Origin of the sequence: Halomonas sp. PA16-9 (genome assembly GCF_009728585.1) — a bacterium.
Classification (GTDB): Bacteria; Pseudomonadota; Gammaproteobacteria; order Pseudomonadales; family Halomonadaceae; genus Vreelandella; species Vreelandella titanicae.
Genome location: NZ_CP040452.1, coordinates 117,539 through 134,096, shown reverse-complemented (window position 1 = coordinate 134,096; position 16,558 = coordinate 117,539). Strand labels below are relative to the sequence as shown.

The 16,558-nt window shown below is 56.1% G+C and carries 10 protein-coding genes and 7 pseudogenes; 6 read left to right on the top strand and 11 right to left on the bottom strand.

Annotated elements, in window-relative coordinates:
• The first annotated feature begins 2 nt into the window (after positions 1 to 2).
• A pseudogene (locus tag FDY98_RS17070) lies at positions 3 to 529 on the top strand (retropepsin-like aspartic protease family protein).
• Between the two features lie 72 nt (positions 530 to 601).
• Positions 602 to 781, top strand: coding sequence for a PLDc N-terminal domain-containing protein (locus FDY98_RS17065; RefSeq protein ID WP_022522092.1), 180 nt, complete (start codon positions 602 to 604; stop codon positions 779 to 781).
• A 158-nt stretch (positions 782 to 939) separates the two neighbouring features.
• On the opposite strand, the gene FDY98_RS26315 is transcribed toward FDY98_RS17065, so the two are convergent.
• Positions 940 to 1,080 (bottom strand): hypothetical protein, encoded by a 141-nt coding sequence (locus tag FDY98_RS26315; RefSeq protein WP_162836279.1) that lies wholly within the window; start codon positions 1,078 to 1,080, stop codon positions 940 to 942.
• A gap of 230 nt (positions 1,081 to 1,310) precedes the next feature.
• Between FDY98_RS26315 and FDY98_RS17060 the strand changes: the two genes are divergently transcribed.
• Together FDY98_RS17060 and FDY98_RS17055 are read left to right on the top strand one after the other, a co-directional pair.
• Entirely contained in the window at positions 1,311 to 2,069 is a 759-nt protein-coding gene (locus FDY98_RS17060) for a response regulator (protein ID WP_007113866.1), read from the top strand.
• 20 nt (positions 2,070 to 2,089) lie between these two features.
• A pseudogene (locus FDY98_RS17055) lies at positions 2,090 to 3,684 on the top strand (ATP-binding protein).
• Here the strand turns inward: FDY98_RS17055 and FDY98_RS17050 are convergent.
• A pseudogene (locus FDY98_RS17050) lies at positions 3,647 to 4,583 on the bottom strand (LysR family transcriptional regulator). The pseudogenes FDY98_RS17055 and FDY98_RS17050 overlap by 38 nt on opposite strands.
• 114 nt (positions 4,584 to 4,697) lie before the next feature.
• Between FDY98_RS17050 and metE the strand changes: the two are divergent.
• The gene (metE, locus tag FDY98_RS17045; RefSeq protein WP_027958638.1) at positions 4,698 to 6,995 is read left to right on the top strand and encodes a 5-methyltetrahydropteroyltriglutamate--homocysteine S-methyltransferase; all 2,298 of its coding nucleotides are present in this window, start codon (positions 4,698 to 4,700) and stop codon (positions 6,993 to 6,995) included.
• A 64-nt stretch (positions 6,996 to 7,059) separates the two neighbouring features.
• Here the strand turns inward: metE and ppk1 are convergent, their stop codons facing one another.
• A complete protein-coding gene (ppk1, locus tag FDY98_RS17040; protein WP_027958639.1) occupies positions 7,060 to 9,249 on the bottom strand; it encodes a polyphosphate kinase 1 in 2,190 nt (729 codons plus the stop codon).
• A 107-nt stretch (positions 9,250 to 9,356) separates the two neighbouring features.
• Positions 9,357 to 10,367, bottom strand: coding sequence for a porphobilinogen synthase (hemB, locus tag FDY98_RS17035; RefSeq protein WP_022522097.1), 1,011 nt, complete (start codon positions 10,365 to 10,367; stop codon positions 9,357 to 9,359).
• A 200-nt stretch (positions 10,368 to 10,567) separates the two neighbouring features.
• Between hemB and elbB the strand changes: the two are divergent.
• Positions 10,568 to 11,226: pseudogene (elbB, locus tag FDY98_RS17030) on the top strand (isoprenoid biosynthesis glyoxalase ElbB).
• Between the two features lie 81 nt (positions 11,227 to 11,307).
• On the opposite strand, the gene tatC reads toward elbB, so the two are convergent.
• From tatC to ubiE, 7 genes and pseudogenes are all read right to left on the bottom strand, one after another.
• Complete coding sequence (gene tatC, locus FDY98_RS17025; protein ID WP_009287443.1) at positions 11,308 to 12,099, bottom strand: twin-arginine translocase subunit TatC; 792 nt, start codon at positions 12,097 to 12,099, stop codon at positions 11,308 to 11,310.
• Positions 12,096 to 12,590 carry a Sec-independent protein translocase protein TatB gene (gene tatB, locus FDY98_RS17020; RefSeq protein WP_027958640.1) on the bottom strand — a complete coding sequence of 165 codons (495 nt, stop codon included), beginning with the start codon at positions 12,588 to 12,590 and terminating at the stop codon, positions 12,096 to 12,098. The genes tatC and tatB overlap by 4 nt, the downstream gene beginning before the upstream one ends.
• 3 nt (positions 12,591 to 12,593) lie before the next feature.
• Positions 12,594 to 12,872 (bottom strand): Sec-independent protein translocase subunit TatA, encoded by a 279-nt coding sequence (gene tatA / locus FDY98_RS17015; protein ID WP_027958641.1) that lies wholly within the window; start codon positions 12,870 to 12,872, stop codon positions 12,594 to 12,596.
• Positions 12,873 to 13,044: 172 nt separating this feature from the next.
• A pseudogene (locus FDY98_RS17010) lies at positions 13,045 to 13,418 on the bottom strand (phosphoribosyl-ATP diphosphatase).
• Between the two features lie 31 nt (positions 13,419 to 13,449).
• Positions 13,450 to 15,071 (bottom strand): annotated as a pseudogene (gene ubiB, locus FDY98_RS17005) (ubiquinone biosynthesis regulatory protein kinase UbiB).
• Positions 15,068 to 15,724 (bottom strand): ubiquinone biosynthesis accessory factor UbiJ, encoded by a 657-nt coding sequence (locus FDY98_RS17000; protein ID WP_027958644.1) that lies wholly within the window; start codon positions 15,722 to 15,724, stop codon positions 15,068 to 15,070. Before FDY98_RS17000 ends, ubiB begins: the two are co-directional and overlap by 4 nt.
• 76 nt (positions 15,725 to 15,800) lie before the next feature.
• Positions 15,801 to 16,555 (bottom strand): annotated as a pseudogene (gene ubiE, locus FDY98_RS16995) (bifunctional demethylmenaquinone methyltransferase/2-methoxy-6-polyprenyl-1,4-benzoquinol methylase UbiE).
• Positions 16,556 to 16,558 lie beyond the last annotated feature (3 nt).

Genomic DNA, 16,558 nt, shown 5'->3' with positions numbered 1-16,558 from the left:
GCATGGCAACGCACCTGGCAGGTCAAACAGCGCAACGCGGTGGTATCGTTATGATGCTGCTGTTTTGGGTGCTGTTAATGGCGGTGGGCACTTGGTGGATTCACGGTGGTCTCGAAGAGATGATGCGCCCGAACGCGAATATTGTGCATACGCTACCTGCAGGTGAGCCGGTTACCTTAAACGTAACCGGGCAGGGCACTTTGAAGCGCCGGGACGCATCAACGGCACGCCGGTGACCTTTTTGCTCGATACTGGCGCCACCTATGTCGCCATACCGGTCGATTTGGCTAGCGAGTTAGGCCTAAAACCGGGACGCCGCGCTTGGTTCAATACCGCCAATGGTCGAGTTGAAGGTACTTTAACCGAACTCGATGAGGTTTCTCTGGGCGGTCTAAAAGTGCAGAATGTGCAGGGGTCTATCAGCCCCGGCATGGAGCGTGACACCGTTCTACTCGGCATGAGCTTTTTAAATTTATTGTCGATTGAAATACAGTCGGGTGAGATGGTGTTGAGCCTTCCCGAGCAGTGAGTTCGGCTTGTGAATGTGCCACTGATATGATTGTCTAAATTAATACGAGTGCCAACATGCTAAGGAGTTGCTATGGGCATTGAAGTAGGTGGTTTATTAGGGCTAATTTGGCTCATCATTGTGATCTGGGCCATTGTGAAAGTAGCCAAAAGCGGCGCGGGTGGTCTTGCTAAGCTGATATGGATCCTGGTGCTGCTGTTTTTCCCGTTAGTCGGCTTAATTGCATGGTTTCTGTTTGGGCCCAAAGGGTAGCCGCTGAAAAGCAAAGCTGTTGAAAAGCCCGCCTCGTGCAATTGCGTCAAAATGTGTAGTCGAAAAAAGTAGTTGTAAAAAGTAGCTAAGTAAAAAAGGCAGGCCACTGGTGGTCGCTTTTTAAGTATGCTTTAGCAATAGATATACTTAACCAAACATTACTCAATGGTGTCGTTTTCTTCCCCTGGCGGCGCCTTGTAATGCCCTGGGATTTTTAACTTCTCCCCATTGGGCAGGTCGCGCACTTGGGCTGGAACGTAAACACGCTTAATGACACTTTTCGTTTTGCTACTTCCCATGGCAGGTTCCTCCTGTCAAATTGTCGACAGTTCGCGCCTTAACAGTAGCTTCCGCAGGTGCGAGAATCAAGTATCGGGCCTTGTCTACCGATCAATGCGCATGATTGTAACGACAGAAGCGGGTGTTTTGATAGTTTTGAGTTATCCTGAGTGCCAATCATAGGGCGCCTGCGTTGGTATTGGGTGAGCGGGTGAAAAAATAAACAGCCTAAGCGGAGTGCATAAAGAGGATGGTAGATCATTTGGAACAGCAATTTCAGGCGCTTGAGTCGCAAGAGTCTGTAATGCCTGACTATCCTGATCAAGATCATGTCCTGATCATTGAGGATGACCAGCGTTTAGCCGAGCTGACCCGTGATTACTTGGAAGCGAACGGCTTCCAAGTAACGCTGGAAGCTGACGGTGCGAAAGGGGTCGACCGTATTTTAACCCTACAGCCCGATCTGGTGATTTTAGACTTAATGCTGCCGGGGGAGGACGGCCTGGCGATTTGTCGTCGTGTTAGACCCAATTTTGCCGGCCCGATCATGATGCTGACCGCTCGCACCGATGATCTTGATCAGGTCTTGGGGCTCGAAATGGGCGCCGACGACTACGTGCCGAAGCCGGTTCAACCGCGGGTGCTATTGGCGCGTATGCGCGCGCTGCTGCGCCGTGCCGACGGGCCGGCACCAGACGGCGAAATGCGGCTGCGTTTTGAAAACCTGGAGATCGATAACGCCACTCGTGAAGCCTGGCTTTCAGGCGAGCGAATTGACTTAACCAGCGCTGAGTTTGACCTACTTTGGTTACTGGGCCGTAACGCTGGCCGAGTACTCACCCGCGAAGAGATATTCAGCGACTTACGGGGCATTAAGTACGACGGCCAAGACCGCTCGATTGATGTACGCGTATCGCGCATTCGACCCAAAATTGGCGATGATCCGAATCAGCCTCACCGGATCAAAACCGTGCGCAGCAAAGGTTATCTTTTCGTCAAAGACAGTTGATCATTCAGAGGGATGGCATCATGCGGCGGGTGCTCAGTAACGGCTCGTTTTTACGCTTCTATTTGCTGTTGGGCATCGCGCTATTAGTGGTTTTTGTGATCGCCTTAGCGGGGCGCTCCTTTATCGAACAGGTGCGCCGTGAAGACTATCGTGAGCAGCTCGCCGCGCTGCCTATGTCGTTGATGACGCAACAGCTCGCCGACGCACCGGTTGAACAGCGAAATGCTCTGCTTGAGCATTTTTCGGAACAGCTCGATTTACAGCTGACCCTGCAGCCTATCGGCGATGCGGATTTGGGATTTTTCGAACGGTCGCGCCTGGAGCAGGGCAAAATACTGGTCGCTGAAAGCCCCTGGCTACTGCAACAGCGTTTGCCCGGCGACACCTGGCTGCTGCAAGCACGACTCGATGACTGGAGTGAGCACCAGTGGCATGGCAGCATTGAGTTGCTTGGTGGGTGGCTCGCGGCAGCGCCCGCGGAAGAGCGTGATGGCCGCATTGCCCAATTGCGCCCAGGGAGTTGGCCGTTGCAGCTTTTGCCTTCGTTGCCTGCGGGACTAACGGCGGCGCAGCAGGCTCAGCTGGCCAGGGGCAACGTCATCACCCAACTCGTTTCTGATAAGCTTTCAATTACACTGCTCTATCAGTTGCCAGGCGAGTCACAATGGCTGCAAGCGGGGCCTATTTCCCGCGGCGACACCTTACCGCTGAATTTGCACTTACCCCTTTTGATGGGGCTGATGATCGTTCTCAGCCTGATTATTTATTTGATTATGCGCAGTATCGAAGCCCGCATGGCGCGGCTGGAGCTGGCTGCCACGCGGATTGCCAGTGGCCGCCTGGAAACCCGGGTAAAGGTAGAGAGCGGTGACTTTTTAGGCCGCTTGGGATGGCTTTTAATGGCATGGCCAATCAGGTGCAGAGCCTGCTGCGCGGTCAACAGGAGATGATTCGGGCGGTTTCCCACGAGCTGCGCACCCCGGTCGCGCGTATTCGCTTTGCCGTGCAGATGGTCGAGGATATGACCGACCAACCCGCCATTCGCCGCCAGCTTCAGGGGATCGATGCGGACATTGCCGAGCTCGATGAGTTAGTTGATGAAATTCTCACCTATGCACGACTGGGTGGAGAAACGGTTAATGGCGCTGAGCTTGAAACGGCGCTGGTAGAGTGTCGGGCCATGGCGGAACGGGTGATTGATACGCTGTCGCCGCTGCATAGGGGCTTAGCGTTGGCGCTTGCGCCTGGTCCTGAAATCGAGCTGCTGGCGGAGCCGCGCTATCTTCAGCGTGCGGTGCAGAATTTAGTCGGCAACGCCTGCCGCCATGCCAAGTCCCAGGTGATGATTCACCTCTGGGATGAGCCCAATCTGGTGCGTATTGACGTTGAAGACGACGGCCCCGGCATTCCGCCGGAAGCGCGGGCGGATATTTTCAAGCCGTTTGCCCGTCTGGACGATAGCCGTGCTCGCAGCTCTGGTGGCTACGGGTTAGGGCTTTCGATTGTGCAGAAAATCATGGCCGGGCACGGTGGTAGCGTGACCATCGATACCAGTCCCTCTTTGGGCGGCGCGCGCTTTACGCTGCTGGTTCCGCGTCGCGATCCGCAGGCTTGACCCCGGATAGCACTGCAAAGGAGGTCTCCCGCGCCGTGCGTAAAAAATCCTGCATCCATGGCGCTTCGCGGGTCTCTTCGCGAATCGCCGCATACAGCGTGCTCCATACCCCATGCTCGCCTAGCTTCACCGCGCTAACGTAATCGCGCTCTAAATACTCGGTGAGTGCCCAGTTGGGTAGTGCACACACGCCACGCCCGCTGGCCACCAGCTGCATCATCATAATCGTCAATTCGGCGGTACGAATCTCCTGAGGACGCACGTTCGCCGGTTGCAAAAACTGGGTGAAAATATCCAATCGCGACTGCTCACGGGGTAGGTAATCAACGTTTCCTCAGCCAGTGCCTGGGGCTCTATAAACCCCCGGCCAGCAAAAGGGTGCTGGCGGGCGACGGCCAGTAACCCTTCATAGCGAAACAGCGGGGCGTAGTGAATGCCCTCAAGGGGCTGGGGTCAGCGGTGATCACCAGATCCAGCTGCTCTCGGGCAAGCGCCGGAAGCGGGTCAAAGTGGTGTCCACTGGGAATGTCGATTTCCACTTCCGGCCAGTGATCGCGAAAATAGTCCACTGTGGGCATTAGCCACTGAAAGCAGCTGTGGCACTCAATGGCCATATGCAAACGCCCCTGCTCGGTGCCTGCCAGGCGCGCCAAATCACGCTCCGCCTTGCGTACTTCAGGCAGTACCTGGTCGGCTAGGGCGAGCAGCCGCAGCCCCGCGCGGGTGAATTCCACCGGGCGGGTTTTACGCACAAAAAGCGCGCTGTCCACGCGGCTCTCAAGATCTTTAAGCTGGTGCGAAAGCGCCGATTGGGTCAAATGCACGCGATCGGCAGCATCGACCAGGGAGCCGGTTTCGCGCAGAGCCAGCAGCGTGCGTAGGTGTCGTAACTCAATCATGTAGTGGCTCAATCATCGTGAGTGTTTTCATCTTTACTATTAGAAACTTTAGTTTGATTCATCAAGGCCTGGTGCCCAGACTGTGTGAATTATTTCACGTTGGTAGGGTTCATCATGACAGTTTCTCATATTCTCGGCTATCCCCGCATCGGCGCTCAGCGCGAGCTAAAAAAAGCCACTGAAGCATACTGGAAAGGCGAGTGTACGCGTAGCGAGCTGGAAAACACCGGTCGCGAGCTGCGTTTGCGCCACTGGCAGGCACAGCAGGACGCGGGTTTGGATTTCGTTAGCGTGGGCGATTTCGCATTTTACGACCAAGTGTTGAACGTTTCAGTGGCGCTGGGGGCGGTGCCTGCCCGCTTTAACGCCAATAATGAAGTGGCAGATGGCGATATCGATCTCGACACCACCTTTCGTATGGCCCGCGGTAGAGCCCCCAGCGGTGAGCCCGCCGCAGCCTGTGAAATGACCAAATACTTCGATACCAACTACCACTACCTCGTCCCCGAACTGCACGAAGGGCAAACCTTTACTCTGGCATCCAACCGGCTGTTTGACGAAGTGGATGAAGCGTTACGTGCGGGTTTTACCCCGAAAGTAACGCTGACGGGGCCGCTGACTTGGCTATGGCTTGGCAAAACCAAGGGCGGTGATTTTGACCGCCTGACGCTGCTCGACAGCGCACTCGACGTGTATAGCGAAATATTAGCGCGGCTTGCCACCCAAGGCATTGAGTGGGTGCAACTGGATGAGCCTGCGCTGGTGCAGGATCTGCCGCTGGCATGGCAGCAGGCCTATGAGCGTGCCTATCATCGCCTTCAGTCTGCGCCGCTAAAACTATTGCTAGCCACTTACTTCGGCGGCTTGGGCGATAACCTATCGTTGGCGACCCGTTTGCCCGTGGCAGGGTTGCACATTGATGCCGTGCGCGCCCCCCAGCAGGTGGAAAGCGTGATTGACCGCCTTGGCCCCCATCAGGTGCTATCGGTGGGGTTTGTCGATGGTCGCAATATCTGGCGGGCCGATTTGGCTGCCTTGCGAGAACGCCTGCTGCCGTTGAAAGTGCGCCTGGGGCAGCGGCTTTGGTTGGCACCCAGCTGCTCGCTGCTGCATGTGCCGGTGGATTTGGCCCAGGAGACGGAGCTTGGTGATGAGCTGATCAGCTGGCTGGCTTTCGCGCGGCAGAAACTTGACGAGGTGGTCACCTTGGCGCGCTTGATCGATAACCGCGCCACGCCTGCCGATGAGCAGCGACTGGATCAGGCCACACGGGCGCTGGATGCCCGGCGTGAATCAACGCGTATTCACCAAGCTGAGGTCAGTGAGCGTTTGGCGGCGGTTCGCCCCGCCGATAGCCAGCGCCGGGCGCCTTATGGTGTGCGTTCTGAGGCTCAGCGTCGCGCGCTTAAGCTGCCGCTATTCCCCACCACGACGATTGGTTCTTTCCCGCAAACCGATGCGATTCGTGCCGCCCGGCGTGCTTTTAAGGCCGGTGAATTGGCATTAGCCGACTACGAAGCCCGTATGCAAGTTGAAATTGCCTACGCCGTTGAGCGCCAGCAGGCGCTGGGGATCGATGTGCCAGTGCATGGCGAAGCCGAACGTAACGATATGGTGGAGTACTTTGGCGAGCAGCTGGAAGGCTTTGCGTTTACCCGTTTTGGCTGGGTACAAAGTTACGGTTCACGCTGCGTGAAACCGCCAGTGATCTTCGGTGACGTATCGCGCCCCGCCCCGATGACGGTGCGCTGGAGCGAGTACGCCCAAACCCTGACTGATAAGCCCATGAAGGGCATGTTGACAGGGCCGGTGACGATTTTACAGTGGTCGTTTGTGCGTGATGACCAGCCGCGGGAAACCACCTGCCGCCAGATTGCTTTGGCACTGCGCGATGAGGTGTTGGATCTGGAAAAAGCCGGGATCAAAATTATTCAAATCGATGAGCCAGCGCTACGCGAAGGGTTACCGCTGCGCCAAGATGAGTGGCAATCATACCTTGATTGGGCGGTAGAGAGCTTCCAGCTAAGCGCTGCAGGTGTGGCCAACACCACCCAGATTCATACCCATATGTGCTACTCGGAATTCAACGACATCATTGGCGCGATTGCAGCACTTGATGCCGATGTCATCACCATTGAAACGTCGCGTTCGGATATGCACCTGCTGGATGCCTTCCAGGACTTCGCTTATCCCAATGAAATCGGCCCAGGGGTTTACGATATCCACACCCCCAATATTCCCGAGGTGAGCTGGATGGTCGATTTGATGGAGAAAGCCCTGGAAAAAATCCCCGCCGAACGGCTGTGGGTAAACCCGGACTGCGGCTTAAAAACCCGTGGTTGGGCGGAAGTAGAGCCAGCGCTGGCCAATATGGTGGAAGCAGCTAAGGTGTTACGCCAACGCTATGCGTAAACGGGCAGAGGGCAGAATCCCTCCCGCTGCCCTAAGCAGCGGGGGAGTGCTGACTTTTCGATGCCTAGCTTTTTGATGCATAGGCGTAGAGCAGGGTTTCCTGGGCACTAATGGCATCGCTGTCGCCCGGATTCTGGAGTAGGTAGCTGCCGTCGGTCTGGAGCAGCCAGCTCTGGCAGTTATCCACCAGGTAGGTCTCCAGGTCTTTGCGTACCCGGGTGGCGAGCTTCTTATCCAGCAGCGGGAAGCACGTCTCCACACGGTGGAACATATTGCGCGCCATAAAGTCCGCGCTTGAGCACCAGGTCTCCGACTTGCCATCATTGTGGAAGTGGAACACCCGAGTATGCTCCAGCAGACGACCAATAATCGAGCGCACGCGAATGTTGTCGGAAACGCCCGGTACCCCTGGCTTCAAACAGCACATACCGCGAATAATCAAATCGCACTCTACCCCCGCCTGTGAGGCCCGGTAGAGCGCTTTGATAAGCTTGGGCTCGGTTAACGAGTTGCACTTAATAATGATGTGCCCGCGCTTACCCTTACGCGCTATCTGCGCTTCCCGATCGATCATTGCCACCAACCGTTCATGCAGCGTAAATGGCGCGTGCAACAGCGTGTCGATTTTGCGTGCGCGGCCCATTCCAGACAACTGTTGGAACACTTTATGAACATCGGCACACAACGCTTTGTTGGCAGTCAGCAGGCTGTAGTCGGTATATAGCTTGGCGGTTTTAGAGTGATAGTTACCGGTGCCCAGGTGCGCGTAGTAGCAAAGTTCACCTTTTTCGCGACGCACAATGTGCAGCATTTTGGCGTGGGTTTTGTACGCCATAATGCCGTAGACAACGATTGCCCCCGCTTCTTGCAAGCGTGAAGCCAGCTGTAGGTTGTCGGCCTCATCAAAGCGCGCGCGCAGTTCAATGACCACAGTGACTTCTTTGCCTTGGCTGGCCGCTTCCACCAGTGCGTTAACAATGGCCGAGTCTGCGCCGGTACGGTAAAGGGTCTGCTTCACTGCCAGTACATTTGGATCCCGGGCGGCTTCGCGCAGCAGGTCTTCAATCGGCGTAAACGACTGGAAAGGGTGATGGAGTAGAATGTCGTTCTTGGCGATGGCTTCAAACAGGCTACCCGCTTTGAGCGCTTTGGGAATGCTGGGGGTGAACGGCCGATAGAGTAGTTCGGGGCGATCCACATCCCCCAGTACCGACATCATACGGGTTAAATTAACCGGCCCTTTGACGCGATATAAGTCGTCACTTTCCAGTTCAAACTGGCGCAGCAAAAAGTTGGTCAAGTCATCAGGGCAACTGTCGGCGACTTCCAGGCGCACACCGCTGCCGTAGCGGCGTGCCAGCAGCTCACCGCGCAGCGCAGAGGCGAGATCCGAAACCTCCTCTGGGTCAACGCTCATATCCGCGTTGCGGGTCAGCCGGAATTGATAGCAGCCGCGTACGCTCATACCAGGAAACAGCTCCTCGGCATGGGCATGAATCATCGAAGAGAGGAAAACATATTCCGAGAATCCCTCCTCGCAGAGCTCCTTGGGCAGTGCCATCAGACGCGGTAGCGAGCGCGGCGCGGGAAGAATCGCCATCCCCCCGGCGCGACCAAACGCATCTTTGCCTTCCAACTCAACAATAAAATTGAGGCTTTTATTCACTAAACGCGGGAAAGGGTGCGAGGGGTCGAGGCCGATCGGACTAATGACCGGCATAATTTCATTATCGAAAAACGCCTTAACCCAGGCTTTCTGCTCATCAGTCCACTGATCGCGGCGACGAAAACGCAGCCCATGGGTTTCCAGCGCGGGTAACAAAGTGTCGTTGAGTATCTGATACTGGCGATCAATTTGCGCGTGGGCAAGCTGCGAGATCTCCGCCAACACCGCTTTGGGCAGGCGGCCATCGGCGGCGGTGGTGTCGTCGCCCAGGGCAATTTGATGCTTCAAACCCGCCACTCGAATCTCGAAAAACTCATCCATGTTGGAGGAGAAGATCAGCAGGAACATTAGCCGATTGAGCAGTGGGTGGGCGTCATCTAACGCCTGCTCCAACACGCGGATATTGAACTGTAGATGCGATAGCTCGCGGTTGAAGTAGAGCTGGGTATCGTCGAGGTCGGTTTCAGGCTGTGCTTCACGTGCCTGGACGCCGGTTGGGGTACGGTTAATCCGTAGCGGCGTATCGCCGTCGCTGCTGGTGTGATCGGTAGACGACAGTGGTAAGGAATCTGAAGCTTGCTCGTCCATAGTGGATCTCCCCGCGTTGATAGCTCGAAGGTATCATAGCCTGATACTTGTATATCAGTGCAGTATGCGGGGAGAAGATGACAAAAAGGTGTCACCAGGTTGTCATCTTAGCGTTGCTGAAGTAACCGCGCTGCATCTAGGGCGAAGTAGGTCAGAATGCCATCTGCGCCTGCCCGTTTGAAACACATCAACGACTCCAGTATTACCGGCTCCGCTTCTAACCAGCCGTTGTCGAAGGCCGCGCGGTGCATGGCGTACTCGCCGCTGACTTGGTAGGCGAAGGTGGGTACCTGTAGTTCGCTTTTTACCCGCCGCACGATATCTAGGTAGGGCATGCCGGGCTTGACCATCACCATGTCGGCGCCCTCGGCGATATCCATGGCCACTTCGTGGAGCGCTTCATCGCTGTTAGCGGGATCCATTTGATAGGTGCGCTTGTCCGCTTTGCCCAAGTTAGCAGCCGAACCGACCGCATCGCGAAAAGGCCCGTAGTAGTGCGAGGCGTACTTGGCGCTGTAGGCCATAATACGCACATTATGTAAATGTTCCTGCTCCAACACCTGGCGAATCGCACCAATCCGGCCATCCATCATATCGGAAGGGGCGACCACATCGGCCCCCGCTTCGGCATGGGAGAGCGCCTGCTTGAGCAGGGTATCCACTGTGCGGTCATTCTGGACATAGCCGTGTTCGTCAAGAATGCCGTCTTGACCGTGGCTGGTATAAGGATCCAGCGCCACGTCCGTGATAATGCCTAATTCGGGTAGCGCTTCTTTAAGGGCACGCACGCTGCGCTGAACTAAACCGCTAGCGCTATAGGCCTCTTCAGCAAACTCACTCTTGTGCTCGGAGCCAACCACAGGAAAGAGTGCCAGTGCTGGAATGCCCAGTTCATACGCTTCGCGAGCTTGCTCGATCAGCAGATCAATAGACAGCCGTTCAACGCCGGGCATGGAGGCGACGGCTTCGCGCTGATTGATACCTTCCAACACAAAAACGGGCAGAATCAGGTCGGATGGACTCAGGCTGTTTTCCTGCATCAATCGGCGTGAGAAATCGTCGCGGCGCATACGGCGCATGCGCGTGGCGGGAAAGTGGCGGGCAGTGGGTGTACTCAAGAGGGCTCTCCATTAGAGGTCGTAAAAATCAGTGATCGTGAACATTAAGGATCGCAAATCAACATGCCCGAAGGCCTGGAATCAGTATATCAGCCATGCCCTGCGGCGAAAGCCGTCTTGTGGCGACACGGCAGACTGACTAAAGTGAGCGACAGCTTTGCTGTATTGCGTTCGGCAGACCCTGGGATAAGGAGATAGGCATGACCAAACAGGTGGCAGTGATTTTAGCTGGCTGCGGCGTTTACGATGGCTCGGAAATATATGAGACCACGCTAACCCTGCTGCGCTTGGATCAGTTGGGCATTGGATACCGCTGTTTTGCCCCCGATATTGAGCAGCACCATGTGGTTAACCACCTCACCCAAGAAGTAGTGGAGGGCGAGCAGCGTAACGTGTTGCTGGAGTCCGCTCGCTTGGCGCGAGGGGAGATCAGCCCACTGAGTGAATTAGTGGCTAATGATTTTGACGCAGTGATTGTGCCCGGTGGTTTGGCGTTGCCAAGAACCTTTCGGACTTTGCCAGTGCCAGCGACAATATGCAGGTGTTAGAAGCGCTAAAAGAGGCGCTGACGGGCTTTCACCAAGAGGCCAAGCCGATTGGTTTGATGTGTATTTCCCCCGTACTTGTGCCACGCCTATTGGATGAGGGCATTGCGGTAACGGTGGGCAATGACCCGGCGGTTTCCGGGGCGATAAGCGCCATGGGTGGGCTACACCGCACCTGTAGCGTAGAAGATATCGTGGTGGATTTTGAGCACCGGGTGGTCACCACACCCGCTTATATGCTGGCAACGCGGATCAGCGAAGCCGCAACTGGTATTTTTAAACTGGTGGATCGCATTGCAGAAATGATGGATTAAGCTCGCCACTGTGCTGATACAAAAGCCGCCGCCATTGATCATGGCGGCGGCTTTTAAATATCTGGACGTTGATCCCAGTGCTTAGAGGTCTGCTTCTTGCTCTTCGGCAGTCTCTTTCTCCTCTTTGCGCTTGCGCACCAGGCGACCAAACAACAGCCCGACTTCATAAAGCAGATACATCGGTACCGCCAGTAGGCTCTGTGAAATCACATCCGGGGGCGTTAGCAGCATGCCGACAACAAAGCAGCCTAGTAGGATATACGGGCGCTTTTTAGACAAGCTTTCCACCGACGTAGCGCCAGATAAGATAAGCAAAAAGGTCGCAATAGGAATCTCAAACGCTACACCGAAGGCAAAGAACAGCTTAAGAACGAAGTTCAGATATTGGTTAATGTCGGTCATCACGGCGACGTTTTCCGGCCCGGTTTGGGTGAAAAACTCAAACAGCAGCGGAAAAACAACGTAATAGGCAAACGCCGCGCCGCCGTAGAAAAGCGCAATGCTCGAAACCAGAATCGGAATCGCCAGCGCTTTCTCATTGTCGTAAAGCCCCGGGGCGATAAACGCCCAGGCTTGGTGTAGCACAAACGGAATAGCGATAAATACCGCGACTACCAGAGTGAGCTTGAACGGCGCTAAGAATGGCGAAGCGACTTCCGTAGCGATCATCTGCGAGCCTTCGGGCAGCAGCGCCATCAACGGCTCGGCAACAAAGGTGTAGATATCATTGGCAAAGGAGTAGAGGCCCAAAAAGACCACCAGGATAACGATCACGGCGCGCATTAGCCGTGAGCGCAGCTCGATCAGGTGCTCAATCAGGGGGGCTTGGCTCTGCTCTTCCCGCGGCTCCTTTGAATCGCCAGACATGCTCATTGGTGATTACGATCCTTATTAAGTGCAGCCGACTCAGGGTTAGGCGTTTCAGGTTCGGCCTCGCGGGTGGGCGCAGCCGAGGCAGATGATGACGGAGGTGTTTCTTCACGCACCGTTTCCTCTCGCACCGTTTGCAGGGCGTCATCCAATCGAGAGCTGGCCTGGGCAACGCGCTGCTCAGTGTCACTCTTATCAGTGTCGCTCTGCTGCGCTGGTGCAGCGTCTGACGGGCTATCGGCAATGCTCTCTACGTCCAGCTTCGCTTTCTTCAAGCTGTCATCGAGCTTCTTTTGCTGTTCATTGAGCTTTTGGCGCAGCTCTTCTGCTTCCAGTTGGGCGCTGATTTCACGCTGCATACCGGATACCGTACGCTTGATTTTACCAATCCACATGCCCGTCGTACGGGCGGCGCGGGGCAGCCGCTCCGGGCCAAGCACCAACAGCCCGACGACGCCAATCAGCATCAGTTCAAGAAAGCCGATATCCAGCATGGCTTATTTGCGCTCTTCGTTGCGGTCGTGGGCGGCCTGTTTCTCTTCGGCTTGAACGTCGTAAGTGTTGCCCGGCTCTTCATGGCTCACTTTGGCATGGGGTTGGTCGGCGTCCTCTTTGTCCGACTCTTTATTTTTCTCCTCGTCGTGCATGGCTTTCTTGAAGCCCTTGACCGCCCCGCCTAGGTCGGTGCCCACGTTACGCAGTTTTTTGGTGCCGAAAACCAGAATGATGATGCCCAGCACAATCAGCAACTGCCAAATACTAATACCACCTAACATATGCGTGTCCTCTTGCGAGCAGGTTAACTATCGATTGAGTGCTATCTATTTTAGTGAGTGCTACTATTTTAGCGCTATCTCTTTTACCACTGAGCCAATGAATACGAGCCCTATGGCTAGGAGCAGTACTACAGTACGCGCGTTACCACTATGCGACAGCCCTATGTGGCAACTATGGCTGGCGGGCGGCTTTTTCCTCGTGTCCGGAAATGCCGAAACGCCGTGCCAGTTCGTCTAAAACGGCCTGATGATCCATCCCAGGTGTGACAGCATCACCAGGCTATGAAACCACAGGTCGGCGGTTTCAGAAATCAATGCTTGGCGTTCAGCCTCGCTACCATGCTCGGCATCTTTTGCCGCAAGCACTGTTTCTGTTGCTTCCTCGCCTACCTTTTCGAGTATCTTGTTCAAACCCTTATGATGCAAGGAGGCAACATAAGATTCTTCTGCCGCTGCATGGCGTCGCTGCTTTAGCACCTCATTGAGCGTATCCAGCACATCAGTATGGCTAGTCGAATTGTTAGGCGATAATGCGTTGCTGTCCATGGGAATCCTCGTAAACGTTTAGTGCGTCACTCTATTGCCATACCAGCAGCAGTAGGCCAATGGCGGCGGCCGCTAGTATCGGCCACTCCTGAAGTGCAATCCAACCGCTTAATGGCTGCCACGCCAGTGCCAGCGCCAGCAGAATCAAGCCAAGCCGAAGGCGGTAGAGGCGTTTGCCCTGGCGCGCCATCTGCACCCGCATGTCGTTGATCGATTCGACCTGCTGGTGGCGCTGGCGATGCTCGTGCTCCATACGGCTTAGCGCCTGGTGAGCCAGTACGGGCAGTTCGGGCAACTGGTGCGAAAGCTCCGGCGCCTGGCGCTTCAGCGACTCCCATAAACCGCTGACCCCGGCACGCTCTTTCATCCACTGCTCTAAATAGGGCTTGGCGGTACTCCACAGATCTAGATCCGGATAGAGTTGGCGCCCCAGGCCTTCAATATTGAGCAGCGTTTTCTGCAACAGTACCAGCTGCGGCTGTACTTCCATATTAAAGCGCCGCGCGGTTTGAAACAGCCCCAATAGCACCTGGCCGAAGGAGATATCTTTCAACGGCTTCTCTAAAATGGGCTCACAAACGGTGCGAATCGCCGCTGCGAATTCGTTAGCGCGGGTGTTTTCGCCCACCAGCCGGATTCGATGTGCAGCGCAGCGACTTCATAATAGTCCTGGTGGAAAAACGCCAGTAGGTTACGCGCTAAGTAGTCCTGATCTTCCCGGGTCAGGCTGCCGACGATGCCGCAATCGATGGCAATGTATTGGGGATCTTCGGGGTTGTCACAGTTGACGAAAATATTGCCTGGGTGCATATCCGCGTGAAAGAAGTTGTCACGGAATACCTGAGTAAAGAACAGCTCGACGCCGCGCTCTGCAAGCTTCTTCAAATTAGTGCCACGAGCAATCAGGGTATCTAAATCGGCGACCGGAATACCGCGAATGCGCTCTTGCACCATCACATGGCGGCGGGTGAAGGGCCAGTAGATGGTGGGCACAAACAGCAGCGGTGAGTCTTTGAAGTTGCGCTTGAGCTGCGAGGTGTTGGCGGCCTCTTTGTAGAGATCCAGCTCGTCAAACAGCGTGGCTTCGTAGTCGCGAATGACTTCCACCGGACGCAGGCGACGCGCCTCGGGGATTTTGGAGAATAGCTTGGCGACTTGGTACATCAGCGCCATATCCTGACGCATCACGCGATCAATGCCGGGGCGAATGATTTTCACCACCACGTCTTCACCGCCGTGCAGTCTTGCCGCGTGCACCTGGGCAATCGACGCCGAGGCCAATGGCACTCGGTCAAACTCAGCAAAGGCCTCTTCCAGCGACATTTCCAGCGCTTTCTCGACCCGGTCGGCGGCTTGATCACCGGGAAAGGGCGGCACCTGATCCTGCAGGCGTTTCAGCTCATCGGCGATATCCGCTGGCAGCAGGTCGCGACGGGTCGAGAGCATTTGGCCGAATTTAATAAAAATCGGCCCCAGTGCTTCCAGCGACAAGCGCAGACGTTCGCCCCGCGAGCGCTTGCCAACGGGGATCAAACGTAGCGGAGAAAACCATAGCAGCGCCCGGAGCCACCAGGGCAGCCGCTCTAGCGGCAGCAGTGTGTCAAGCCGGTGGCGGCTGATCACCCAGCTTATCCGCAGCAGACGCAGGCTCATGGGCGCGACTCCTGTGGCGCAAGCTGTAGCTGTTCTAGACGTCGCTGTAAGCGGTTTAGTCGCGCTTCCAGGCGATCGGTCGCCACCTCTAACTCGGTCAGATGCTCGCGCAGTAGGCTACGCTGCTGCCGCCCTGGCAGCAGACGTGCCTCTTCAAAGACATATTCAGAAACATCCTGCATCAGCTCGTCTTTGGCACGCAGCCCCCAGCGGGCAGCGCGGCGCAGTCCCTCGGCCAGGGAGTGGGCGGGCATATCGCCCAGCCAGCGGGCCAGCTCGCTCTCCCAGTCGATGTCCAGGTCGAAGAGCAGGTCTCGAGTGGCTTCAAGCAGATGGATACGCCCGCGCACCGCCAGCTTGCCGTCAAACATAAGGCGTTCAATCGAGGCGCCGCTGATCCACTCGGAAAACGTTTCCGGGGTGAGCTCTACCACTGCGTCTACGTCGGTTTCATCAACGTCATCGCCGCGCATCAGGTCGAGCCCGGCGTGATGGTAGTGAATGACCAGTGCTAAGTGGGGCTGCTCAAGGCGCACCAGTAGACGGCTGCCCGCCAGTGCCGCTAGCCGTTCAGGAGCAGCGGGGTCACGGGAGAGCAGGGCGTTGAGCGTGCGTTCACAACCGGCCAGCAGCAGGGTCGGGGTTACCAGCATGCTGACCTCTTGGTAGATAGCGTCATCGGCCGCAGGGACGTTGTCTGGCTTTTGGACGTCATGCTGTTTTGCAATGTCATAACTTAATGCCGCGGTGCAGCGCACGATACCACCGGTCAGGTTGGTGTACTCAACCCGCTCAAGCCCCGCCTCTTCCATCATGGCTTTAAGCGTTTCCTGATCTGGGTGCATGCGAATCGACTCCGCCAGGTAGCGGTAGCTGTCGCCGTCCCCCGCCACCAGTTCACCCATTTTGGGCAGCAGGCGAAAAGAGTACTCATCGTAGGCCTTGGAGAGCAGCGGGTTGTTGGGTTTGGAGAACTCCAGCACCAAAAGACGGCCACCGGGCTTGAGCACACGGGCCATGGAGCGCAGCGCGGCGTCTTTGTCGGTGACGTTACGTAGGCCAAAGGCAATGGTGATGCAGTCGAAGCTGTTGTCGGGAAACGGCAGACTTTCGGCATTGGCTTGAACATACTCGACGTTGCCGCCTACACCGTTATCCATCAGTTTGTCGCGGCCCACTTTGAGCATGGAGGCGTTGATGTCGGCAAGTACGACTTTGCCCCGGGGGCCAACCAAACGGGAGAACTTAAGCGTTAAATCCCCTGTGCCGCCCGCGATATCCAGCACGTGGTGACCAGGCCGCACCCCTGCGCGTTCAATGGTAAGACGCTTCCAGACTCGGTGGATGCCCATGGACATCAGGTCGTTCATCACATCGTAGCGGGCAGCCACGGAGTGGAAAACATCGGCCACTCGTGAAGCTTTTTCATCAACTGGGACTTCCTGAAAACCAAAGTCAGTGGTGCGTTTTTCTGTGGGGCTCATTGG